General features: G+C 60.5%; 22 protein-coding genes. 8 read left to right on the top strand and 14 right to left on the bottom strand.

Features of this window, described 5'->3' with window-relative positions; genetic code table 11:
- Positions 1-92: 92 nt before the first annotated feature.
- The 11 genes from sctU to sctW are packed head-to-tail and all read right to left on the bottom strand — an operon-like array spanning position 93 to position 10525.
- Entirely contained in the window at positions 93-1178 is a 1086-nt protein-coding gene (gene sctU / locus ACIPY9_RS13960) for a type III secretion system export apparatus subunit SctU (RefSeq protein WP_400701936.1), read from the bottom strand.
- Between the two features lie 24 nt (positions 1179-1202).
- Complete coding sequence (gene sctT, locus ACIPY9_RS13955) at positions 1203-2000, bottom strand: type III secretion system export apparatus subunit SctT (protein WP_400701933.1); 798 nt, start codon at positions 1998-2000, stop codon at positions 1203-1205.
- Between the two features lies 1 nt (position 2001).
- Positions 2002-2262, bottom strand: a complete 261-nt coding sequence (gene sctS / locus ACIPY9_RS13950) for a type III secretion system export apparatus subunit SctS (RefSeq protein WP_400701930.1) — start codon at positions 2260-2262, stop codon at positions 2002-2004.
- Between the two features lie 14 nt (positions 2263-2276).
- Positions 2277-2930, bottom strand: coding sequence for a type III secretion system export apparatus subunit SctR (gene sctR, locus ACIPY9_RS13945; RefSeq protein WP_400701927.1), 654 nt, complete (start codon positions 2928-2930; stop codon positions 2277-2279).
- Positions 2927-3985 (bottom strand): type III secretion system cytoplasmic ring protein SctQ, encoded by a 1059-nt coding sequence (sctQ, locus tag ACIPY9_RS13940; RefSeq protein ID WP_400701924.1) that lies wholly within the window; start codon positions 3983-3985, stop codon positions 2927-2929. The genes sctR and sctQ overlap by 4 nt, the downstream gene beginning before the upstream one ends.
- A gap of 1 nt (position 3986) precedes the next feature.
- Positions 3987-4541 carry a type III secretion system HrpP C-terminal domain-containing protein gene (locus ACIPY9_RS13935; RefSeq protein ID WP_400701922.1) on the bottom strand — a complete coding sequence of 185 codons (555 nt, stop codon included), beginning with the start codon at positions 4539-4541 and terminating at the stop codon, positions 3987-3989.
- On the bottom strand, positions 4538-5002 hold the full coding sequence (locus ACIPY9_RS13930) for a type III secretion protein (RefSeq protein ID WP_400701919.1): 465 nt from the start codon (positions 5000-5002) through the stop codon (positions 4538-4540). The genes ACIPY9_RS13935 and ACIPY9_RS13930 overlap by 4 nt, the downstream gene beginning before the upstream one ends.
- On the bottom strand, positions 4989-6332 hold the full coding sequence (locus ACIPY9_RS13925; RefSeq protein ID WP_400702113.1) for a FliI/YscN family ATPase: 1344 nt from the start codon (positions 6330-6332) through the stop codon (positions 4989-4991). Before ACIPY9_RS13925 ends, ACIPY9_RS13930 begins: the two co-directional genes overlap by 14 nt.
- 11 nt (positions 6333-6343) lie before the next feature.
- The gene (locus ACIPY9_RS13920) at positions 6344-7300 is read right to left on the bottom strand and encodes an FHA domain-containing protein (protein ID WP_400701916.1); all 957 of its coding nucleotides are present in this window, start codon (positions 7298-7300) and stop codon (positions 6344-6346) included.
- Positions 7301-7310: 10 nt separating this feature from the next.
- Positions 7311-9416, bottom strand: a complete 2106-nt coding sequence (sctV, locus tag ACIPY9_RS13915; RefSeq protein ID WP_400701913.1) for a type III secretion system export apparatus subunit SctV — start codon at positions 9414-9416, stop codon at positions 7311-7313.
- The gene (gene sctW, locus ACIPY9_RS13910; RefSeq protein ID WP_400701910.1) at positions 9413-10525 is read right to left on the bottom strand and encodes a type III secretion system gatekeeper subunit SctW; all 1113 of its coding nucleotides are present in this window, start codon (positions 10523-10525) and stop codon (positions 9413-9415) included. Before sctW ends, sctV begins: the two co-directional genes overlap by 4 nt.
- A gap of 263 nt (positions 10526-10788) precedes the next feature.
- On the opposite strand from sctW, the gene ACIPY9_RS13905 reads away from it, so the two are divergent.
- Both ACIPY9_RS13905 and ACIPY9_RS13900 read left to right on the top strand, forming a co-directional pair.
- The gene (locus ACIPY9_RS13905) at positions 10789-11343 is read left to right on the top strand and encodes an RNA polymerase sigma factor (RefSeq protein ID WP_400701908.1); all 555 of its coding nucleotides are present in this window, start codon (positions 10789-10791) and stop codon (positions 11341-11343) included.
- On the top strand, positions 11343-11924 hold the full coding sequence (locus tag ACIPY9_RS13900; protein WP_400701905.1) for a GNAT family N-acetyltransferase: 582 nt from the start codon (positions 11343-11345) through the stop codon (positions 11922-11924). The genes ACIPY9_RS13905 and ACIPY9_RS13900 overlap by 1 nt, the downstream gene beginning before the upstream one ends.
- 227 nt (positions 11925-12151) lie before the next feature.
- Here ACIPY9_RS13900 and ACIPY9_RS13895 read toward each other — a convergent pair whose 3' ends face one another.
- Entirely contained in the window at positions 12152-13735 is a 1584-nt protein-coding gene (locus tag ACIPY9_RS13895; protein WP_400701902.1) for an aldehyde dehydrogenase (NADP(+)), read from the bottom strand.
- A gap of 224 nt (positions 13736-13959) precedes the next feature.
- Positions 13960-14850: a LysR family transcriptional regulator gene (locus tag ACIPY9_RS13890; RefSeq protein ID WP_400701899.1), complete on the bottom strand. Its 891-nt coding sequence runs from the start codon at positions 14848-14850 to the stop codon at positions 13960-13962.
- Positions 14851-14954: 104 nt separating this feature from the next.
- On the opposite strand from ACIPY9_RS13890, the gene ACIPY9_RS13885 reads away from it, so the two are divergent.
- The 6 genes from ACIPY9_RS13885 to ACIPY9_RS13860 all read left to right on the top strand — a co-directional run bounded on the left by ACIPY9_RS13885 (position 14955) and on the right by ACIPY9_RS13860 (position 20393).
- The gene (locus ACIPY9_RS13885; RefSeq protein ID WP_400701896.1) at positions 14955-15494 is read left to right on the top strand and encodes a GNAT family N-acetyltransferase; all 540 of its coding nucleotides are present in this window, start codon (positions 14955-14957) and stop codon (positions 15492-15494) included.
- Between the two features lie 6 nt (positions 15495-15500).
- The gene (locus ACIPY9_RS13880) at positions 15501-16658 is read left to right on the top strand and encodes an MFS transporter (RefSeq protein ID WP_400701893.1); all 1158 of its coding nucleotides are present in this window, start codon (positions 15501-15503) and stop codon (positions 16656-16658) included.
- Positions 16659-16812: 154 nt separating this feature from the next.
- A complete protein-coding gene (locus ACIPY9_RS13875) occupies positions 16813-17886 on the top strand; it encodes an ABC transporter substrate-binding protein (protein ID WP_400701890.1) in 1074 nt (357 codons plus the stop codon).
- On the top strand, positions 17873-18871 hold the full coding sequence (locus tag ACIPY9_RS13870) for an ABC transporter permease (RefSeq protein WP_400701887.1): 999 nt from the start codon (positions 17873-17875) through the stop codon (positions 18869-18871). Before ACIPY9_RS13875 ends, ACIPY9_RS13870 begins: the two co-directional genes overlap by 14 nt.
- A complete protein-coding gene (locus ACIPY9_RS13865; protein WP_400701884.1) occupies positions 18865-19659 on the top strand; it encodes an ABC transporter ATP-binding protein in 795 nt (264 codons plus the stop codon). The genes ACIPY9_RS13870 and ACIPY9_RS13865 overlap by 7 nt, the downstream gene beginning before the upstream one ends.
- Before the next feature lie 89 nt (positions 19660-19748).
- Positions 19749-20393 carry a TetR/AcrR family transcriptional regulator gene (locus ACIPY9_RS13860; RefSeq protein WP_400701881.1) on the top strand — a complete coding sequence of 215 codons (645 nt, stop codon included), beginning with the start codon at positions 19749-19751 and terminating at the stop codon, positions 20391-20393.
- A 42-nt stretch (positions 20394-20435) separates the two neighbouring features.
- On the opposite strand, the gene ACIPY9_RS13855 is transcribed toward ACIPY9_RS13860, so the two are convergent.
- On the bottom strand, positions 20436-23180 hold the full coding sequence (locus ACIPY9_RS13855) for a glycoside hydrolase family 3 C-terminal domain-containing protein (protein WP_400701878.1): 2745 nt from the start codon (positions 23178-23180) through the stop codon (positions 20436-20438).
- Positions 23181-23556 lie beyond the last annotated feature (376 nt).

Here is a 23556-nt window from a genome sequence, read left to right as displayed (position 1 = left end):
CTCATGATGGATGTCCTGGCCGTAAAGGAAGGATTCCTTTGCCCTGAGTGGAAATGCGCCATGGATTGGTTCCAGTCCAGATGTCCGGAAACCTAATAATGCGGCATCTCGATCACCTCGCCCTTGGCCTGCTCATCCAGCTCACGCAACAGGCGATAGACCTGAGCCACGGCCTGCAAGGTGGCACGGGGAATGAACTGGCCGACGTTTTCGCGGTACAGGGTCCGGGCCAGCCAGACGAAACGCACCACCGGTACACCGGCGTTTCTGGCGCGTTCGATCAGCTCCCGGGCTTCAGCGTCATGCCCCTTGCAGACGATACGCGGCAAAGGGGTCTGGTCGGGGCGATAGAACAGTGCCACGGCAAAGTGTGTCGGGTTGACCAGCAGCATATCGGCATCTTCTACGGGGGCCTTGGCAGGGGCCGCAGAACCCGGTTGCTGGGAGATCTCCCGGGCCAGCGACTTGCGATGGGATTTCATGTGCGGATCGCCTTCGGACTCCTTGTATTCCTTGCGTATGTCTTCATGGCTCATGCGCTGGCCCTTGATGAAGAAGTACTTTTGCAGGGCAAAGTCGATGGCCGCCAGCACCAGCAGAAGCCCGAGACAGATGCGCGAGAGGCGCTTGAACAACTCGACCAGCGCCTGCCAGTAACTGTCCAGGTCCGTCTGGGCAAGGCCGATCAGATCGCCCAGTGCCGGAGGCAGGACCCAGTACAGCACGAGGGTGATCATCACGGCCTTGCACAGGCTGTTGAACAGGTTGAACAGCTGGCGCGAGGAAAACATCTGCTTGAACTGGTTGATCGGGTTCAGGCGCTCGAAGTCCAGTTTGAGGGCTTCTGTGGCGAACAGCGGGCCGAACTGCACCCAGCCGCCGACCAGACGCATGGCCGCAGCGATGCCCAGCACCGGAAGCATGAACAGCAGCAACTCCAGACCCGCCTTGGTCATGACTTCGCCCAGAGCGGCAGAAAAGGGGCGGTCCAGCTCCATCATGGGCAGTGCGATCAACTCCTTGAGACGTTCCATGCCGGAATCGACCAGCCCCAGAATCAACTCGATCAGGGCCGCGAAAATGAACAGCTTGGGAACGTCCTGGCTTTGCCCGACCTGACCTTTCTTGCGCGCTTCGTCGAGCTTTTTCTGCGTGGGTTCTTCTGTTTTTTCGCTCATGGTCCGGTTTCCGGCAAAGGGCGGTCAGGGGATCTGCAACATCAGCGGCAGCAGGTGTTTCAAATCTTTCAGCTCGGCCAGGCGCCCTTCGCCGAGCCAGGACAGCATCGGCATGTACAGCACCAGAAAGCCCAGGCCCACCAGGCTCTTGGCGGGCATCGCCAGGGTCGACACCTGAAGTTGCGGGCTGTACAGGCTGAGAATCGCCATGCCGAACTCGATCAACAGCAACAGCCCGACCAGCGGCGCGGCATACAGCACCATGAAGCGGAACGTACTGGCGACCAGCTTGAGGTAGACCTCGAACCCTTCGGGGCCGGTGACCGGAACCCACTGGGTGGCGGGCCAGACCAGATAGCTGTCCCACATGATCTGGGTCAGGCTGGCGTAGCCGCCGCTCAGGATCATCAGCAGGATCAGTACCTGCTTGAGCATGTGCCCAAGCTCCGAAGTGTTGTCTCCCAGTGCCGGGTTGATCTGGCCACCCACCAGCGCACCGCGCTGGTTATCGAACAGGCAGCCGATGGACTCGAACAGCCAGAAGGGCATGGCCAGGAGCAACCCCAGCAGCAGGCCGATCAGGCTTTCCTTGAGCATCAGGGCCACCAGGTTCAGCCAGTCGATGGTCTGGCCGGTAATGGCTGCACGAATGCTGGGCATGGGAAACAGGGCCAGGGACAGGACAATGGCGTGACGCAGCATCCCTTTGAGTTCGGTGAACGCAAAAGCCGGAATCAGGAACAGGCACGGGTACAGACGTGCCATGCCCACGGTCAAGGCAATGATCGACTCGCTGATGTCCTTGAACGTGAGCTCGAACATTTCACGCCCTCGTCTGGCCGATCATGCTGAAGGCCAGATAGGCCAGCTGCATGAGTTCGATACCGATCCAGCGCCCGGTCAGTGCCAGGGCAAGGCCCACGGCGACCAGCTTGATGGCAAATGGCAGGGTCTGATCCTGCAATTGCATCACGGCCTGCAGCAGCGAAGTGATGACGCCGACGATCACGGCCACGATCAGCGCCGGCGCGGACAGCACTACCACCAGCAGCATGGCCTGTTTGAAGAGCGTCAGGGTTTCCATAAAGCCTCGGCAGATCACATGTAGCTGTAGAAGAGACCATCGAGCAGGCGGGTCCAGCCATCGACCAGCACGAACAGGAGGATTTTCAGCGGCAGCGAAATGGTCATCGGTGCCACCATCTGCATGCCCAGGGCCAGCAGGATGTTCGAGACGATCAGGTCGATGACGATGAACGGGATGTAGATCAGAAAGCCGATCTGGAAACCGGCCTGCAGCTCGGACAGCACGAAGGCCGGCACGACCAGCAGCAGGTCATCGCGATTGGCCTTGGACGACATTTCCTTTGGCCACATGCGCTGGGTGTTTTCCAGCAGGTGGGTCTGGATGTCCGGGTCGAGGTTACGGGTCATGAACTGGCGTAGCGGCTCGATCACATGCTGCCCGGCACTTTCCATGGCGGCAAAGTTCTCCAGATGCTCGGGCAGTTTCTTGACCCGCTGGCCCATTTCATTGAACACCGGGGCCATGATGAACAGCGTGGCCGCCAGGGCTATGCCATACAGCGCCATGTTCGGCGGCGCCTGCTGGACGCCGATGGCGTTGCGGGTGATCAGCAGTACCATGGCGATCTTCAGGAAGGCCGTACAGATGATCATCAGCAACGGCACCAGCGACAGGGCCCCCAGAAACAGGGCCAGCGTCAGCGGGTTGGCATCCTGAAGATTCACCGCAGCGCTTCCATGCGGGTGATTTGCAGGCCCAGGCGGCCTTCCACATCGACCAGTTCGCCATGCGCCAGGGTGCGTTCGCCATGGAACAGCATGGCATGGCCGGGCGTGCAGCCGTTGAAGGTCAGGACGGAACCGACCGCCAGTGAACGCAACTGACCCAGGCTCAGGGACAGATTGCCCGCACGCAGCGTCAGGGCCAGGGACAGATCGTTGAACCGTTCCAGATCGTCGCTTCTGGAGGCCTGGCTGTCGGAGAGTTCGTCATGCTCCTGGATATCCTCGAGCATGAGGGGGTTATCGCTGTCGGACGCCGAAAAATGATCGATAGTGGCATTCATGGTGTCTTGCTCCAGTTCGGTAAGGGTGAAGCACAAGGCATGGGCAGACTCTTGAGCCAGGCTCAGGCGGCAAGAGCCCAGTTGCAGAATTCCGCGGCCATCCGGGGTAAACAGGGGGTGATCGGGCAGCAGCACATCGCCGGGGCGCAGACCTGACAATTGCCGGTAGGTCAGGGTCAGATGACCCAGCAGCAGCGGGATGTTGATCGGCCAGCGAACGTCATGGGCAACAGGCTCCCGCTGCCATGGGCCCCGGTCCAGAAGGTCGAGCAGGGTGGCGGAGGGCGCGCGCAGTCGCGAGCAGACCCGCAGGCCGTTGATGCGGGCTTCCAGCAGGCAGTCCAGCCCCGGTTCCTGAGGGCCTTCCAATGGATGAAGGGTGCCGAACAGGTGTTGCAGCTCAGGGCTCAGGTAATGGTTGTAAAGCTGCCAGTACCAGTGATGGTCTTCGCTGCCATCCGCTGGCTGCAACAGGGCCGGGCAACTGGACAACAAGCCCAGCAAGGCTTCGGTATTGGTCAGTTGCAAGGGCCCCGACGCACATTCCAGATGACTTTCATCGACGCTCTGCCCGGCAGTAGGCGCCAGGCGCAGATCGAGTTGCCCTTGCTGACGATTCAGTTGAAAGGGCAGGCGCAGGCCGGTGCCGATCCGTTGCCGGATCGATGCTTCGGTGGTTTTGATAGGCCTGAGGGCAAGTGCCTGTGCATTCATGTCAATGACCTGCCTGATCGAGGGTGAGGCGAATACGACGTCCCAGCCGCTGGCTGAGCCATTCACGGCTGGCTTCGCGGTTTTCCCGGCAACGCTGCAACGCGGCATCGCGGGCAAAACGCAGGGCGATATCCAGACCGTCGTTGCGAGGGATGACCTGTACCGTCACCTTGCCCAGTTCCGGCAGCTCGAAGATGGCCTCCATCGGTTCCTGATCGTTGCTGGCCAGGTGCTCTTCGATGGGGTTGAGCAACGAGTCCCAGAGGGTTGCGACCTGTGCCGGAGGCTGATAAACGTGACCGCCCTGTTTTTCGCCGTCGCGCCAGCTGTCGGCAAGCCCTTGGGGTTGCTCGGCACCGATCCAGAAGACGTTGTCGTTCGAGGTCGTCATCATCTGCTCGAAGAGTTCGCCTTCCTCCAGGGTTTCATGAGGGACGTGCTCGCCACGTTCATGCTTTACGGGCAGGGTGGTGACCTCGCTGTTCGTGTTGCGAGGCTTTGGCGTTTCCTGCGGCCGAGGCGGCGCAGGTTTGTGCAAGGCCGGTCTGGTGTTCATGAGGCCTCCCGGGCGAGATCGATCAGGTAGTCGAGTTTTTCAACTTCACGCTGACGTCTGCGCAGTTCCTTGTGGCTGTCTTCCGTCCACATCTTCTGCTGGCGATGCTCATGCTGCAGGTCGCTCAGGTGTTTTTCGCTGCGCTCGATATGCCGGATCGCCTGACGCTCCTGAGCCAGCCAGTCGTTCATTTCGCTCAAGGGCAGGGGACGGTTGGCGTGCCGTTCGCGTTGCTCGATGCGTGACTGCCGATAGGCCTTGTGCAAGGAGTCGAGGTCCTCGGTCATTTTGTGCAGACGGGTCTGCAAGTCGTTGAGCACCTGGTTCTGACGGCGCCATGCCTGTTCGGCCAGGGTCAGACGGTGACGGCGGATCGGGGCCAGAATGTCGAGGGTCTGGCCAAGGCTGTTCATTTGCGGATCGTTGGCTGAATCCTGCAGGTCAATATCATCGTGGGACATCAGCAGTTACCTGTATGAGGTGGTCCAGGGTGTCGTCCAGCGACACCGGGTCTCGTAGCGATTGCTGCAGAAAATCCATGACCTGATCGCGCGATTGCACAGCGAAATCGGTCAACGGATCGTTCCCCTGTTGGTACTCGCCCAGCTTGATCAACATTTCCACTTGCTGGTACGCGGACAACAGTCTGCGTATCTGTGTGGCACCCTTGACCTGTTCGGTTCCCACCACATTGGTCATCGTGCGGCTCAGGCTGGTGAGAATGTCCACGGCCGGGTAGTGGCCGCGCTCGGCCAGGCGGCGCGACAGCACGATGTGCCCGTCCAGCAGCGAGCGAACTTCGTCGGCCACCGGGTCGTTCATCGAGTCCTGTTCGATCAGTACCGAATACAGCGCCGTGATGGCTCCTGTGTGAGTGCGACCGGCACGCTCGACCAGGCGTGGCAGCAGGCTGTAGACCGAAGGCGGCAAGCCGCCGCGACCGGCCGGCTCGCCACTGGCCAGGCCGATTTCCCGCTGGGCACGGGCAAAACGGGTCAGCGAGTCGATGATCAAGAGCGTCGATTTGCCCTGTTGTCGAAAGCCCTCGGCGATGGTGGTGGCAGTGAAGGCCGCACGGGCGCGCTCCATGCTGCTGCGGTCCGAGGTGGAGCAGACCAGCACAGTGCGGGCACGCAGTTCTTCGTCCAGTTCGTGGTCGAGGAACTCACGCAGTTCGCGTCCGCGTTCACCGATCAGGCCGAACACAATGGCCTCGCAGGGCGTGTTTCGTGCCATTTCTGCGAGCAGGGTTGTCTTGCCGCAACCGGCACCGGCGAACAGGCCGACCCGCTGGCCTTCGCCCAGGGTCAACAGCCCGTCGATGGCCCGCAACCCGGTGGACAGCGGGGCCTCGATCCGGGGACGTTCGGTGGCCGGCGGGGCATCGCGGATGACCGGCTGGGCACCGACCGCGCCGGACAGCGCAAAGGCCGACGCGCCGTCCCCGCTCAGCGAGCGGCCGAACCCGTCGAGCACCGAGCCCAGCAGGTAATCGCCCACCACCAGGCTATGGGGCTGGAACAGAGGCCTGACCGGTGCGCCGATGGCGATACCGTCCAGCGGCCCCAGCGCCGCCAGCAAGGTGTGCTGGCGATCGAAGCCCACGATTTCGGCCATGACTTCACTGCCATCGGCCCGACGGATTTCGCACAGGTCACCGATACGGGCCTTGGGCATATGGCTGTGCAGAAGGATGCCGCTGACACCGGCGATACGCCCCATGACTTCCACCGGCGCGCAGCGTGACAGTCGCTCGCTGTGGTCCCGACGCCAGGTGTCCAGACGAGCCATGGCCGATTCGATCACCAGCTCACCTCCACGCGGCGTTCACCCTCGAACACCACTTTGTGTTCGTTGATGTCCACGAAGCGGACGCCATCGACTTCATCGCCCAGGAACAGGCGTCGGCCATCGCTGGTCAGGACACTGGCCAGGCGCGTATTGCTGATCTGGATGATGGTGAACGGCAGCTCGGCCGTGGCGGCAGGCAAGGCATTGAGCACCTGCAACGGGCTCTTGTACTGACGCTCGAAGTGCAGAAGCATGCGTGAAGTGGATTGCAACAGATCGTCTTCGTCGAACGGGCCGTGCAGGTAGATCTTGCCGTCTTCCTCGGCCAGGGTGATGCGTTTTTGCAGCTCGCGCTCCTCAAGCATCTTGCCCAGCACTTTCTTCACTTCGGTCGCATCCTTGAGCACGATGCGGGAGGGCTTTATCGGTGCGGGTGGCGCAGGTTCCTCTCGATTGACCAGCCAGAACAGGGCGCCCAGAAACACCACCAGCGAACCGGCCAGCAGGAGTGGCCCGAGCAGGGAGCGTGGAGCCGGCTTGAGTGTCGCCACCGGTATTTCACGCTCGGCGACCAGCGCCGCGGGCTCCGATTCCGCCATCGCCTCAGGATCAGGCTCGGCCGTGGCCTGGGGGTGTTCCTCGTCTTCTTCCGGGGGCCATTCGGTGTTGGCACTGATCACCGAAAGCCAGACACCGTTGAGGGCGAAAGGCGTTCCCGGCTCAAGCTGGGTGATGCCTTCGATCTTATGGCCTTCACTGTCGGTGACCGGGCCTTCGCTGCTGGCCAGTGACCAGGTGCTGTCCACCAGGCGCAACATGCAGTGGCTGTCCTTGATGCCGGGGTCGTACAGCGCAAGGTCTGCACCGCTGGATGAGCCAATGCTCCACTGATCGCCGTTCAAGGGCAGTGCCGCACCCCGATGCAGGCCGGTCAGTACCCGTAATTCGTAGTTTTTCTTGGTTTCCATGGGAACTCCATCAGGCCATCAGGGCTTGTGCTTCATCCAGATCGATACGACCCAGCACCTTCACTTGCACCGTGGATAACAGCTCGGCGAAAGACAGTACGGGGACATGGTTGAATTCATCTGCCAGCAGACTGTGTAGCGGGCTGCGCAAATCCTGAGCAACCAGCAGCACGGCCTTGGGACTCGAGGGCGGGTTCGATTGCAGGGCGAAGGCTTCACGCAACTGTTCCAGCAATGCACTGCCCAGTTCGGGCTCAAGGGCAAAGTAGGATTCGTTCTGGGTCTGACGCAGAGAGTCGCGCAGCAATACTTCGGTTTCCGGCGTCACCAGCCAGGTGTTCAGCGTGTTTTCTTCGCTGTGCTGATGGCATATCTGCGCCTTGAGGGCGATGCGTACATAGTCGGTCAGCGCATTGAGGTCACGTTCGTGCTGACCTTGTTCGATCAGGGTTTCGGCAATCGGCCTGACCGAACGCAGCGATACCAGTTCGGCGGAAAGACGTTGCAGCACGGCGGCAAAGCGCGCCAGCGGCAGGGTGCGTTGCAGCTCCTGAGCCAGTTCCGGTTGATCGGATTCCAGCCAGCTGAGGATTGCCTTGCTTTCCTGAAGACCGATGAATTGCGGGCCGGTGGCCTGGAAGGCGCGACTCATGCGCTCCAGGATCAGGTCATAAGGCGTCACACCGACAATGTCCTCGTCCTGAAACAGCGGATCGTTCGCATCGACCCAGATCCACCGGGCTTCGTCACGCTCGGCCCGTCCGCGCTCGCCCGGCTGATCTTCCTCGACGTCACGTATATCGACGGCCACGTGAGTCAGGGAAATGGTGGCGCGAATGAGCGGCACTTCATAAACGCAGAAGCGCATTTCGTCGATGTCGCAATGCTCCACGAACTCGATATCGAAAGAGGGAAGCGTGAGGCCGAAGTTGTGGACCAGAGTGTTGCGGCGCTGGCGAATACCCTGAATCAGATGGTCGAGTTCACGCACGCCCTGATGGCTGGGATGAAACTGCAGCAGATAGGCTCGAGCCGGGTTGAAGCGCCGGATATCTTCCCGGCCATTGAGTTCAGGTGCGCCATTGCGGGCGGCACCGATCTGGTCCTGATAAAGCTGTTTCTGGCGGATGCGCCACAGCTGGATCAGGCCACTGAACAGGCAGAGCAGGCTAATGCACACGAACACTATGGTCGGCATGCCCGGAATCAGGCCGAACCCCAGCATGCCGATGGAGGAGAACACCCAGGCTTTTGGCTGGCTGGTGAGCTGTTCGGCGATTTCGTGACCGATGTTGGCGTCGGCGGTCTGGCTGTCCGGCGCTACGCGGGTGATGATCATGCCCGCGGTCAGCGAGATCAGCAGGGCAGGGATCTGAGCGATCAGGCCGTCACCGATGGTCAGGACCGAATACAGGTGCATGGCATCACCGGCTTCCATGCCGTTCTGCAACACGCCGATGGAGAAACCGCCGATCAGGTTGATGAACACGATCACCAGGCCCGCGATGGCATCCCCCTTCACGAACTTCATCGCACCGTCCATCGCACCGAACAACTGGCTTTCCTTGGACAACTGCTCGCGGCGATGACGGGCTTCGCGAACGTTGATCAGGTTGGCTCGCAGGTCGCTGTCGATGGACATCTGCTTGCCGGGCATCGCATCCAGGGTAAAACGTGCGGCCACTTCCGCGACCCGCTCCGACCCTTTGGTGATGACCAGAAAGTTGACGATGGTCAGGATCAGGAAGATCACCAGACCCACCGCCAGGTTGCCGCCCACCACGAAACTGCCGAAGGCTTCGACGATATGCCCCGCGTCCTGTTGCAACAGAATCAGGCGGGTGGTGGCAATCGACAGGGCCAGACGAAACATGGTGGTCAGCAGCAGGACTGCCGGGAAGGTCGAGAATGCCAGTGGCCGGGGCAAGTACATCGCCAGCACGATCAGCAGGGAAGAAATACAGATGTTCAGGGCGATCAGCACGTCCACCAGAGCGGTGGGCAAGGGCAGGATCATCATGAACACGATCGCCATGACCATGATCGCGCCGACGATTTCCGTACGCCCCATGACGGCCAGCGCCAGGCGATTGAGTGCATGGATGATGCGGATCATTGGAGGGCTCTCCCCACATCGTCCAGACCCATGGCCTTGCGTTCCTGACGGGACAGTTCATCCATCAGGCCCTGCAAGAGGCGCAGGCCGTTCTGGCGGGTTTTCAGGTCCTTCCACAACGGCAGGGGCAGGCCTTGCAACAGCGGGTACAGGCCGTTGAAGAACAGCGGTTGCAGGTTGGGCGTTCGACCGATGGTTTCCTCGGCCAGCAGGGTCAGGTCACGGGCGAAGAAGCCGTTGCCGCAGAAACGCAGTATCCGTTTGCTCATGCCCAGTGCCGTCATGCTGCTGCCAGGGGATTTCTTGGCCAGGCGTTCCAGCAGGGCCAGGCAGGTCTTGAGCAGGTTGTTCAACTGGCCGCTGGCTCCCAGGCCGCGCAACATGGAGCGCAGCACGCCGCCCGGCAATGAGGGGGCGAGGGCGGCGATGTCATCGGCCAGTGCCCGTTGCAGGGTTCTCAGGCCCCGGGCGAACTGGTCTTCGTTGAAGCGTTCAAGCAAGGCTTCCAGCAGGCTGGCCAAAGGCTGCTGGCCGACGATGGCCTTGTAGTAGAGCTGACGCATCAGGCTGCGTTGCTGAGGGTCGCTGCTGAACAGGGCAATGGCGCTGGCGGTATTGAGGCCGGCGCGAATCTTGTCGCCATGGGTCAGACGCAGCTCATCCAGCAGCGTCTGGGCCTGATCGTGGCTGGTTTCACTGCCCTCGGCGGCCGACATCCGGACAACCTGCTGCAACAGGATATCCGCGCGGGCCGGGTCGTTGTCCGCCATGGTCAGAACGTCAGGCAGCGAGCCTTGCTGCATCAGCTTGATCTGCATGCGCCGGGCCTGTTGCTCGAGGCTCGGCTGTTCGCTGTTGTCGAGCAGCTTGTACAGCTCTGCAAGCTTCTCGATACGTTCGATACGTTGCGAGCTGCCGGACTCGCGAACATGCCGTTCATCCAGGCCTTTGCTATGGCGCTCCACGCTTTCGCTGAACTTCATGGCCACTTCTTCCATGGAGTCCAGCAACGGATCCTTGGGAGCGAATGACTTTGTTTCCGCGACAGGGGGACGAGGAAGCGGCTCCAGGTCGGCAGGCCGCATATCTGGGAAAGAGTTGATTTTCATGGGCTGCGCTATCGCCTCGGATCATGTGTGTCCTGAGTGGCGTTTGAGTGCAAGCGGTTCCTGCAAGCCAGTGCCTTTAACGCTGTGCCAGTTCTTGCATGAGGTTTGTGTCTGGAATGCAACAAATGGCACAAAACACCCTTTTTTGATGATTAAACTCCTTAAAAAACAACAAGTTAGATTTATTAAATAGTTGGTACATTCGCTGCTCTCCCTATCTGGCCACTACCGGCAAAAGTTCTGATGGATTGGGAGATACAACCGTGGAAGTCAAAGGTATGCAGCGCGAAGGGAAAGTGATCGGTGTTATCGCACTGGATCTGGGTGGCTTGGCTAAAAGCAGCGAGAAGAAACTGCGTGGCTTCATCGGTAAACGGGTTTTCAATCAGGCCGACGTCGACGACCTGGTACAGATGACGTATCTGGAAGCCTGGCGTAATCAGCATAAATACCTGGGCACCTCCAGGCCGGAAACCTGGTTGTTCGGCATCGCGGCCAACCTGGTGAGAAACCACTTCAAGACGTTCTACAGCCAGCCTCAGTGCATGGAACTGACCGACTCCGAACTGGAAAACCTGGAGCACGGCCATGATCCGAGCCTGGTCAGCGATTACCAGCGAACGCTGGGCCGGACCCTCGAAGCCATCGAAGAGCTTTCAGTCGACATGCGCACAGTCATCCAGTTGGTGGTCGATTCGGACGTCAGCTATCAGGACGCCGCACGCCATCTGGCAATCCCCATCGGCACCATCCGCTCACGCCTGGCCCGGGCGCGTGGGCAGCTCAAATCCAGCGTTTATTCCAAGGAGGTTCACTGATGAACAGTTTTGTCGCCAAACCCGATCTGCCACGCCTGCCCAAAGGTATCCGTGAGTTCACCGAGAACGATCTGGAAGCCATGATGAAAATCTTCAACGAGACGGCTGCCACGGGAGCCAACTCACCGGTGACCCGGCCAATGACGTATGAGGAGGTGAAGTTCTACGTCAATCTCTATAAACGCGACGGCCTGCCTGTTTACGTCTACGAGCGACGTGGCGAAATCCTCGGCTGGCTCTCGATCAACCGTTTCAGCTGGGGAACCCAGGCCTGTTACAAGACGGGAGAAACGGCCATCTACGTGCGCGGTGATCATTACGGTAGTGGTATCGGCGTGGTGCTGGGGCGGGCCACGGTCATGCTGGGGCAGCAAGCGGGGCTGGAGAACCTGGTGGCCTGGATCATGGCGGCGAATACCCCCAGCCAGAAGATCGTGACGGCCATCGGTGCGCAACTGTGGGCGCGTTTGCCCAACATCGCCCGATTCGGCGATCAACAGTCTGATGTCCTGCTGTTCGGGTTGCCTCTGGGGCCTGTGCAGAACGTGCCGGTGCCGATCAATGTCCTGGAGGCGGTCTGAGTAGCCAGTCCTGTCCATCCTGAAACGGTATGCACGAGGTCTGGTGCATACCGAACTGACACCGCACGACCGTTTCTGCGGTCGATGCGGTGCCGATCTGTGCCCAGGAGCGATGCCGCTCCTGACCCTGTTCCTTGAGGATATTCATTGTGTTGAACCTGTTTCTTTCACCCATAAAAAACGGCGCGGCCCTTTTAGGCCGCGCCGCTCTTGTCTACGGATGGCGATCAAGCGATAGCCTGGTCGCTCCACTCACCATTGACCAGACGTTTCAGGCCTAGTGGGTTGGCGTTCTGCAGTGCAGGTGGCAGCAGGTTGTCAGGCTGGTTCTGGTAGCAGACCGGACGCAGGAAGCGATCGATGGCCAGGCTGCCCACCGACGTGCCGCGGGCATCGGAAGTGGCCGGGTAAGGGCCGCCATGGACCATGGCATCGCAGACTTCGACACCGGTCGGGTAGCCGTTGACCAGAATACGGCCGACCTTTTCTTCCAGCAGCGGCAGCAGCCAGTTGTACTGGCTCAGGTCCGCAGGTTCGCCGATCAGGGTCGCGGTGAGCTGACCACGCAGGGCCAGCAGCGCCTTTTTCAGTTCGGCATCGTCAGCGACTTCGATCACCAGCGTGGTCGGGCCGAAGACTTCTTCCTGCAACAGTTCGTCACCGTTGAGCAGCAGGCTGACATCGGCCTTGAACAGCTGCGCCTGTGCCTGCTTGCCTTCCTGCGGCTTGCCGGCCAGGTGAGTGACACCCGGATGTTCCTGCAGGTGCTGGACACCTTTGCTGTAGCTGCGCAGACCGCCCGCGTTGAGCATGGTCTGAGGCGCCTGGCCGCCCATCTGCTCGGTCAGTTGCTCCAGGAATGCCGAGAAGGCCGGGGAGCGCAGGCCGATCACCACGCCAGGGTTGGTGCAGAACTGGCCTGCGCCCATCACCACGGAAGCGGCCAGGTCTTTGGCGACGGTTTCGCCGCGTGCCGCCAGTGCCTGTGGCAACAGGACCACCGGGTTGATGCTCGACATTTCCGCGAAGACAGGGATCGGTTGCGGGCGTTCGGCGGCCATTTTGCACAGCGCATTGCCGCCGCCCAGGGAACCGGTGAAGCCTACGGCCTGGATGGCCGGATGCTTGACCAGACCTTCACCGACACCGTTGCCGAAGATCATGTTGAACACGCCTTTTGGCATTTTGGTGCGTTCGGCTGCGCGAACAATGGCACAGCCGACCAGATCGGCAGTCGCCATGTGGCCGCTGTGGGCCTTGAAGACGACCGGGCAGCCCGCTGCCAGTGCTGCGGCGGTATCGCCACCGGCTGTGGAGAAGGCCAGCGGGAAGTTGCTGGCACCGAAGACGGCGACCGGGCCTACGCCGATGCGGTATTGGCGCAGGTCGACGCGAGGCAGAGGCTTGCGGTCCGGCAGTGGCAGGTCGATGCGGGCACCCAGGTAATCGCCACGGCGCAGGACTTTGGCGAACAGGCGCATCTGGCCACTGGTGCGACCACGCTCACCCTGGATACGCGCTTGAGGCAGAGCGGTTTCCTGGCAGACGATCGCGACAAAGTCATCGCCCAGCTGGTCGATTTCGTCAGCGATGGCTTCAAGGAACTCCGCACGGCGGGCCGGGCTCAGCTGGCGGTATTCGGGGAAGGCTTCACGGGCGGCCTGGACGGCGGCATCGATCTCACCGTCGGTGGCCTGGGAGAAACTGTAAGGCAGCTCTTCACCGGTGGTGGCGTCGAGGCTTTTCTGCTGAATCTGACCAAGGGCGCTGCGGCCGCCAGCGATGAAGTTATGGCCGAGAATGTTAGGCATCGGTATCTCCTGTTGTTTTGACGTTGGAGGCTGGTCCGGGTGAAGGTTGGACCTGCGCTCCTTATGGGTTGCCGAGTCGCTTTACGGGTGGGGGTCTTGCCGGTTTCCGACCATTGGCCGGAACAGTATTCTTTAAAAGTCAGCAGTCATCGTACAACTGGATCCGTCGCCGATGCAACTGCCAGACGGCGATTAGTGCCGGTGCGGACAGGGTGGTCATCGGCTCATTTGCGAGGGACGCTGTACAACGCATCCAGCACTTCGCGCAGGGCCTTGCTGACGGGTTTGTCCTGCCGCAGGACGATGCCCAGCGTGCGGCTCAGGCCCGGAGTCAGTGTATGAACCTGCAAGCCGCGCCGGTGATGGGCTGAGGCTACCGACATACGTGGCACGATGCTGTAGCCCAGCCCGGCGGCGACCATTTCCTTGATGGCTTCGATGTTGCCCAGTTCCATGACCGGCTTGATGCGGATACCGGCCTGTAGATACCACTCATTGATGAGGCGCCGGGTGCTGCTGCCCGCCTCGAAGACGACCAGCGGGTAATCGCTCAGTGCCTGGGGTGTCAACGCATCCGGCAGAGAGTCTTGCTGGCTGGCGAAGATCGCCACGAACTCATCCTCCAGCAAGGGCGTGACGGCCAGGCTGCGACCTGAAGCGGGCAGGGTGACCAGGGCCAGGTCCAGGCGGTTTTCCTCCACGGCCTTGAGAATGCCATCGGTGTTGCCGGTGCTGACACGTACGTCCAGTTCCGGAAAGCGCCGGCGCAGGTCTTGCAGCATGGGCGGCAGCAGGTGAATGCAGGCCGTGGCCCCGGTGCCGATTGCGATCTGGCCGGTGATGCCATGGGCATGGCCGGACAGTTCCAGCAATGCCTCTTCGACCACGGCATCGATGCGGGAGGCATGTTCGAGCAGGGTACTGCCCGCCGATGTGGGTTTGAGCCGTTTACCGACACGTTCGATGAGCCGCAGGTTCAGATGTTCTTCCAGCTGCCTGACTTGCAGGCTGACAGCCGGCTGGGTCAGGTTCAGGCGCTCGGCCGCCGCCGAGAAACTGCCATGGGCAATGACCAGCGAGAAGGTGTGCAAGTGGTTGAGGTTCAATCGGCGCATGACAAAGTTTTACTTATGCTCTGGATGAAGAATCATAGCTTTGTTTATGGTTTGTCGGGCGGCATCATCGCATCCATTCGATAGTCATCCCCAAGAGCCTTCACATGAACGACACCCTGATCCTCCGCGACGCCCGTGATGATGATATGCCTGCGGTACAGGCCATCTATGCCGAGCATGTGCTGGGCGGCATTTCCAGTTTTGAGCTGGAGCCGCCGGGTCTGGACGAAATGCTGCGCCGCCGTGTCGACGTGCTCGCCAGGGGATTGCCGTATCGGGTGGCCGAGCGTCAGGGCGAAGTGGTGGGCTATGGGTATGTCACGCCTTACCGACCGCGTCCGGGATATCGCTTTACCGTGGAAGATTCGGTGTATGTGCGCAATGGCATGGGCGGGCTGGGCATTGGCCAGGCGCTGCTGGGGGAGTTGATCGAACACTGCGTGAATGGTGGCTGGCGGCAGATGATCGCCATCATCGGTAACAGCGAAAACATCGCCTCGCTTCGTTTGCACGAGCGTCTGGGATTTCGTCGGGTCGGGGTCTTCGAGTCGGTGGGTTTCAAGCACGGACGCTGGGTGGATACCGTTCTGATGCAGCGGACCCTGGGCGACGGTTCGCTCAGCGCTCCCGAACCTGTCGTCTGATGCCGAATGAACGGCATGGACGTGTCTCGACTGGGTGTGCTGCGCCTGGGGGTTGCACAGCTGATCAATTGGGGGGTGACGTTTTATCTGCCCGGAGCCTTTGGCCAGGCCATTGCCGATGATCTGGGCTGGAGTGGTCAGCGGGTATTCGCCGGGCTTTCGGTGGCGATGCTGGTCATGGGGCTGGTTTCTCCGTTCGTGGCCCGCCTGATCCGGCGGCTGGGCGCACGTCAGGTGTTGCAACTGGGGGCGTTGCTCAACGCACTCGGCTGTTGTGGTCTGGCGTCATGCCAGAGTCCGGTGCCGTACTTCATGGCCTGGGCCGTTCTGGGGGGCGGGATGCGCCTGTCGCTTTACGATGCGCTGTTTGCCGTCCTGGCCGGCTTGCTGGCTGCGAAGGCTCGTCCGCTGATGATCCAGATCACTTTGCTGGGCGGTCTGGCTTCCGCGGTGTTCTGGCCGTTGGGGCATGCCTTGAATGAAGTGCTTGGCTGGCGAAGCGGGCTCGGGGTGTATGCCGCTCTGGCTCTGTTCAGCGGGCTTTTACTGAGCGGGCTGCCGGGTATACGTGTAGACGTCGTGCACAGGGCGACCGAGACCGATGGCGTTACACCCTGGCAGCGTCAGGCCGGTTATGCCATGGGCATGATGCTGATCGGTTTCATGTCGGCCGGTCTGTCCGGGCACTTGCCGACCATTCTGGCGGGATTCGGCGTTCCCGTGGGGCTGGTGGCCTTGTGGGGGATCGGGCAGACCACGGCTCGACTGATTCAGGCGCTACTGGCGCAATCGGTGCCGGCGCTGCGCCTGAACGTTTGGGTGGGGGCTGGCCTGACGCTGTGTTTCGTCATGGCGCTCCTGAGCCAGCAATGGGCCTGGCTGGCGTGCCTGTTCATCTTCGGTTATGGCGCCATGAATGGCCTTGGAACCCTGTTGCGCGCCAGCCTGCCGTTCGAGTTGTTTGCCCATGATCGCTACACGTTGTTACAGGGCCGCTTGCTGGCGCCGGGGTTTCTGGTCTCGGCGGGCGCGCCGTGGTTCTACGCCATGGTGCGCGAGTCTGCGGGGGATCGCGGGCTTTTGTTGCTCTCTCTGGGGATCAGCCTGGTCTTGTGGGGAGTGGCGATGACCCTTCGATGGCATTGCCGAGGTACGTCTTTTTGATAGATTGTTTGCATATTTATTTATAATTTAAATGAATTTATAGAATGTTTAGTCCGGTGATATGGTTTTAACCAATGGCCGGAACCTTGAGAAAAGTTATTAAAACTTTTCGGTGAAGGCATTCACCGTCCCTACTTCTCAAGGAAACATCTGCATGGCCGCTTTCGATTCCTTAACCCGTCGCCGTTTGCTGGGGTGGGCCAGTGCCGCGCTGGCCAGCCCTTTATTGCTGTCGTTGCCGCGTTCCGGCTGGGCGGTGGATGAACATGCCGGGCATTTGAGCCATCCCGATCTTGAGCCGGCCGGGACCGGCGATTTCATTCGGCTGGCCGAGCCGCGTGCGCTCAAGCTGGCGGTCAATCTCAATGCCGTTTGCCTTGCGCCGGTGGTGATTGCCCATGGCCAGGGCTTTTTCAAGAAGCACAATCTGGACGTAGAGCTGGTCAACTTCGGCAATTCCACCGAAGTGCTGCTTGAAGCCATTGCCACCGGCAAGGCCGATGCGGGAGTGGGCATGGCGCTGCGCTGGCTCAAGGCGCTGGAGCAAGGGTTCGATGTCAAACTGACGGCAGGGACGCATGGCGGTTGCCTGCGTCTGCTCAGTGCCGCCAATGGTTCGGTCAACAAGCTGGAAGATCTCAAGGGCAAGGCCGTCGGCGTCACCGACATGGCCAGCCCCGACCGCAATTTCTTCTCGGTGCTGCTCAAGAAGCACGGTGTCGATCCGGTGCGTGATGTGGAGTGGCGTCTGTACCCGGCCGACTTGCTGGGCACGGCGCTGGAGCGGGGAGAGGTGCAGGCAGTCAGCGGCAGTGATCCGTTCATGTATCGCCTGATCAATGCGGGCAAGGCACGGGAGTTGTCCACCAATCTGGTGGAGGAATACGCCAGCCTGAGTTGTTGCGTGGTGGGCGTCACCGGCAAGCTGGTGCGTGAAGACAAGCGTGTGGTGGCGGCCCTGACCCAGGCGATTCTGGAAGCTCACGATTACGCCGTGAAAAATCCCGAAGTGGTCGCCAAAGGTTTCCAGGCCCATGCCCTGAACACCTCTGTGGAGGAAGTGCAGGCCATTCTTCATGACCATACCCATGGGCATCACGCCGTCGGCGCGGCTTTGACCCGAGAAATCCAGACGTATGTCACGGACCTGAAAACCGTCGAAGTGATTCGTCAGAGCACCGACGCCGCCGAATTCTCCAGGGAGATCACTGCCGATGTCTTCAGTTGAAGTGTCCACACTGGCGACGGTGGTGCCTCGTCAGGCTTCCGGTCTCTGGAAGTCGGGCGTGGTGGCGGTGCTCGCCTGGGTCTCTGTTGCGGCCTTGACCCTTTATTTGCCCAATGCCACACGCAAATGGCCGATGACCGAGGGGCTGGCCAACCTGTGTCTGGCCATTGCGCTGGTGATCGTACTGGCCGGTATTGCCGGGCGCTGGTCGGAAGCACTGGCACGGCGAACCCGGTCGGCTGGTCCCTGGCTGATTGCTCTGCCCATTCTGCTGGGGATCTGGGAAGTGCTCACGGCCAAGTCGGGGCTGCTGCCTGTGCCATTTTTTGCACCGCCGCAGGCCTTGCTGGATGTGTATGTCGAAGACTGGCCGCGTCTGCTGGAAAGCCTGATGCATTCGGCCCTGTTGCTGGGGACTGGCGTGGCGCTGGGTGCGATCACCGGGTTTATCGCCGGGGTTGCCATCGGCTGGTCCGGTAGCATCGGTTACTGGCTGCATCCGGTTCTGCGGATTCTCGGCCCGGTGCCTTCCACGGCCTTGTTGCCGCTGTGCTTCTTTCTGTTTCCCACGAGCTGGAGCGCCAGCGTGTTTTTGATTGCACTGGCCACCTGGTTTCCCGTGACGGTGCTGACCTGGTCGGGGGTGTCCAGTGTCGACAAGGCTTACTACGACGTGGCCCGAACACTGGGGGCGAAACCCGGTTTCCTGATTTTCCGCGTCGCGATTCCTGCCGCCTTGCCCCATGTGTTCGTCGGTCTTTTCATGGGCCTGGGAGCGTCGTTCTCGACGCTGGTGGTGGCCGAGATGATGGGCGTCAAATCCGGGATCGGCTGGTACTTGCAGTGGGCGCAAGGCTGGGCAGCCTACGCCAATATGTATGCCGCGCTGTTGATCATGGCGCTGGCCTGTTCGGGGTTGATCACGGCACTGTTTCTGGTTCGTGATCGTTTGCTGGCCTGGCAACAGGGAACGATGAAATGGTAGCGACCGCTCGGGATTCAAAAGCCTCATCGCACGCCGGTCTGGCGTTGCGCATCGATAACCTCAGCCATGGGTTCGCCCTGGACGGGCAGCGTCTGCCGGTGCTGGACAGGGTGTCACTGGATATTGCCCCCGGCGAGTTCGTGGCGCTGCTCGGGCCGTCCGGGTGCGGCAAGTCGACCTTGCTGCGTCTGGTGGCCGGGCTTGAGCCCGCCGACAGCGGTGCCTTGCTGGCCGATGGCGTTCCGGTCAGCGGCCCGGACCCGACCCGGGTCGTGGTGTTTCAGGACCCGACGCTCTATCCCTGGCGTCGGGTGTGGGACAACGTGGCGCTGGGGTTGCAGGCTCAAGGTGTGCTGAAGGCCCAGTCGGCCAGGGTCGATGCGGCCCTGGCGAAAGTCGGGCTCAGTCAGTTCGGGCGCGCTTACCCCAGGCAACTGTCCGGAGGCATGGCGCAGCGGGTGGCACTGGCGCGGGCGCTGGTCAACGAGCCTCGGCTGTTGATACTCGATGAGCCGCTGGGCAAGCTCGATTCGCTGACCCGCATCGCCATGCAGCAGGAATTGATCGACCTGTGGCAGCGTCAGGGCTACACCGCGCTGCTGGTGACCCACGATGTCGAAGAGGCGCTGCTGTTGGCCAACCGGGTGATCGTATTCAGTGACCGACCGGCCAGTATCAAGGCACAACTGACCATCGAGCGCCCTTATCCGCGTCACCGCGACGATCCTTACCTTGTGGACCTGCGGCGGCAGATTCTCGGACTGCTGGGGTTGGGAGAACGCTGGTAGACACATCTTGCGATAATCGGTCGCACCAGAGCATTGCGAGCGACTACCCGAGTGAGTAGGGTACGCGCCTGTTCAAGAAGGAGCCTGCCATGACTCGGCACCACTCTCAGGGCGAAAGCTCGACAGTCCCTCGGCAACGGCGCGCGCCCAAGGGTGAGAAGCGCCGCGAAGAACTGCTCGATGCCGCCTTGCAGGTGTTTTCCCTGGAGGGGTACACCGGCGCATCGGTGGCCAAGGTCGCGAGCATCGTCGGGATTTCCGTTGCCGGTCTGCTGCATCACTTCCCGACCAAGGTGTCCCTGTTGATGGGCGTTCTGGAGCGACGTGACGAAGTCAGCCGCAAGATTGCCGATGAAGTGCGTGCGGAAAACAACCTGACGGGACTGCTGGGCAGCCTGCGGGCCATCAACCGTTCCAATGCCACGGCACCGGGCGTGGTGCGTGCCTTCTCGATTCTCAATGCCGAAAGCCTGCTGGAAAACCAGCCTGCCTGGGCCTGGTTTCAGGCGCGCTATCAGCGGATCTACGAGCGGATGCTGGGGCAGTTTTCGGATCTGGTCGAGCGGGGAGAGGTGCGGGCCGACGTGGACTTGCCCACGCTGATCAAACAGATCCTGGCGATGATGGACGGCTTACAGATCCAGTGGCTGCGTTTTCCGGATCAGGTCGATCTGGTGGACAGTTTCGACACCTACATTGCGCAGGTCGACAGGGATATAAGAGCTCATCCTTGAGCCTTGATCTGTCCTTGTGGGCGACCGGTTACCGCGTCTGTGTTACTCGTCGGTGGTCTGGTCGAAAATCCCGCCGGTCTTCACGGGCGGCTTGCTGACATTCACCGAGTTCAGCGCCGAGCGTGGCAGCGGGTTGCTGGTGGTGGTCGACAGTTCCTGACGGAACGGGTTGACCAGCCTGGCATTCAGGCGAATGTCCTGCGACGAAGCACCCAGCGACAGGTTGAAGGTGTCGGCATCGACCACCCACTGTTTGGATTTGACGTCGTAGTAAGCCAGCGAGCGATCGTTGAGTTCGATGGTCACACGCTTGCTTTCGCCCGGTTTGAGGAACACTTTCTTGTAGCCCTTGAGCTCCTTGAGCGCGCGCTCGACTTTCGGGTTCTGCTGGCCGACGTACAACTGAGCCACTTCAGAACCACCCACCTTGCCGGTGTTGGTCAGGTCGAACGACACCTTGATCGGCGTGTTGCCGACCGCGACACCCGGCGTGACGCTGATGTTGCTGTAGCCGAAGGAGGTGTAGGACAGGCCATAGCCGAACGGGTAGAGGGGCTTGATGCCTTTCTTCTCGTAGCCGCGATAACCCAGCAACAGGTCATCCTTGTAGTTCATCTCCTTCAGCGTGCCTTCGTTGTCGAATTTCGGGAAGGACGCATAGGCCGGGTTGTCTTCGATATTGCGCTCGATACTGATCGGCAGCTTGCCCGACGGGTTGACCTTGCCGAACAGAATCTCGGCCAGCGCCTGACCACCGTTCTGGCCCGGGTAGAAGGCGTGCAGGGCTGCCGGAACCTGATCGATCCAGTCGCTCATTTTCAGGCCGGTACCGCCGAACATGGTCACCACGGTATTAGGGTTGACCTTCGCGATGTTCTGGATCAGCTCGTTCTGGTATTCAGGCAGGTCGAAGCTGTGGTCGAAACCTTCGCCTTCGTATTCATTGCTGTTACCGACGGCGACCACCACGGCGTCATAGCCCGACAGATCCTGCGGCGCGTTCAGCGCTGCCCAGCTCATCTGCACGCCCACCAGACCACCCATGGTCGAGAGATAACCGGCGCGACGGGAGTATTCAAGCTTCACGTCATAGCTCTGACCCGCCTTGAGGCTGATCTTGGCGTATTCCGGAATGGTCGGTGGAATGGTGTTGTCCGGCAGAGGATTGCCATCGCCGTTGTCGATGATTTTCTTGCCGTTGACGTACAGGCGCACGGCACCGTCGGCACGAACCTTGAACACCTGTTCGCCGCTCTGGGTCGGTGTGATCTTGCCGGTGTAACGAATCGACGTGGAAGAGGTGTCGCCATTGAGCGAGCCTGAAGTCGAACCCTTGCTGGTGTAAGGGTCGGAGGTCGAGGTATCGCTGTCGAACGGCAGGTCGGTGTCGTTGGCCCAGTCCAGATTGACATGGGTTTCCGTGCGGGTAACCGCTGCATCGCCAGACCAGTTGGCATTGCTGAAGTATTCGACCTTCATGCCTTTGGTTTCATCGCCAGCGGTATTGGTGCTGGTCCAGACGGAGGCGGCGGGGTCCAGTGACAGGCCGTCGATGAACTCGACCCTGGCATTCGGGGCGATCTGTTGCAGACCGCTCAGCTCGCTGACGTAGCGTGTGGCTTCGACGTTGGCGCTGCCGAAACCGGTAGGCGGCGCGTATTTGGCCAGGTTGCCGACAACGGCGATTTTCTTGACCTTCTGCTTGTCCAGCGGCAGCAGGTTGTCCTGGTTCTTGAGCAGCACGATACCTTCGCGGGCGGCGTTCAGGGCGACCTTATTGCTGGTGGCGCTGTTCATGTTGTGCAGGGTCGAAGGCGTCTTGCTGTCGAACTTGTACAGGTAGATCTGCTTGAGGATGCGACGGACCTTGTCGTCGATGGTCGCAGCGCTCAGCTCGCCGCTGTTGAGATAAGGCTTCAGGATGGTGCTGTTCATCTGATAGCCCATCATGTCCAGGTCGGTGCCTGCCTGGGCGGCATTCAGGCCATTGACGACGGCGTTGTAGTCGCTTTGGACGAAGCCCTTGTAACCCCATTCCTTCTTGAGAATCTGGGTGATCAAGTGTTTGTTTTCGCAGGCGAACTCACCGTTTATCTTCTGGAAGGCGCACATCATCATGGCGACGTTGCCGTTCTTGGCTGCCGACTCGAACGCTGGCAGCGACATCTCGCGCAATACACGTTCATCCATGATCTGGTTCAGATTGAAGCGGTTGCTTTCCTGGTCGTTGGCTGCGAAGTGTTTGGCGTTGGCCCAGACACCGCGAGCCTGGATGCCGTTGATGACGCCGGGTGCCAGGCTGGCACCCAGGAACGGATCTTCACCGGAGAGATACTCGAACGCACGACCGCCGTATGGCATGCGGTACAGGTTCACGCCAGGGCCGGTAATGAACTGATAGCCACCGGTTGCGGTGTCATAGCCCAGGGCACGACCCAGGTCGATGGCGCGGCGCGGGTTCCAGGTCGCCGCCAGGTTCGGGCCGGACGGATAGACCACGCCCTGATCGTTGCCCTCGCTGGTGTAGCGCACACCGACGCCGCCATCGGCACCGTGAATCTGCGGGATGCCATATTGGGTGAGGGGTTTGACATCCCATCCACCGGTGCCACCGATGTAGGTCAGTTTTTCTTCCTGGGTCATCTTGGCCAGGATCTTGTCTGCCGCCTTTTCGGCGCGGGCCTCACGAGCTTCCTGCTGAGTGGTATCGGCGGCATGCACCTGGGCCACAGCCAATGCCAGCAAGGCCAGAGCCGACTGCGCGCCGATCATTTTCCGTTTGTTCATGCATCTCTCCAACAACTGGGTCAGTAAAGGGTCATGCAGGGAGAAGCGGCGATAACGGTCGCTTACTTCATGACTTTTCTGTGGGCAACAGTTTCCCGTCACCGCGATTTCAAGTAGTTAAACTTCAAACGAGTGTTGCTGTTTTACGACGTTTTCATAATTAAAATATTATGCTTACTTTGTGCTTGTTTGATACTAAAGAGCCATTACTTGATGGCACTTTGAACTAACAAAACGAAATAATTAAGGCGAAAATTGCGCGGGAAAGTCAAATAAAAGTGTCGTTTTGTAGGAAATTGAATTTTTTCTTTACAATTCTGGAACTCTTGTTAAACCTACTGGTCGATTGGTTTAAGAATTTTCATGGCACTGGGCA

This window comes from Pseudomonas sp. NPDC089734 (assembly GCF_044748865.1).
Lineage (GTDB): Bacteria > Pseudomonadota > Gammaproteobacteria > Pseudomonadales > Pseudomonadaceae > Aquipseudomonas.
This window is presented reverse-complemented; position numbering and strand designations above follow the sequence as displayed.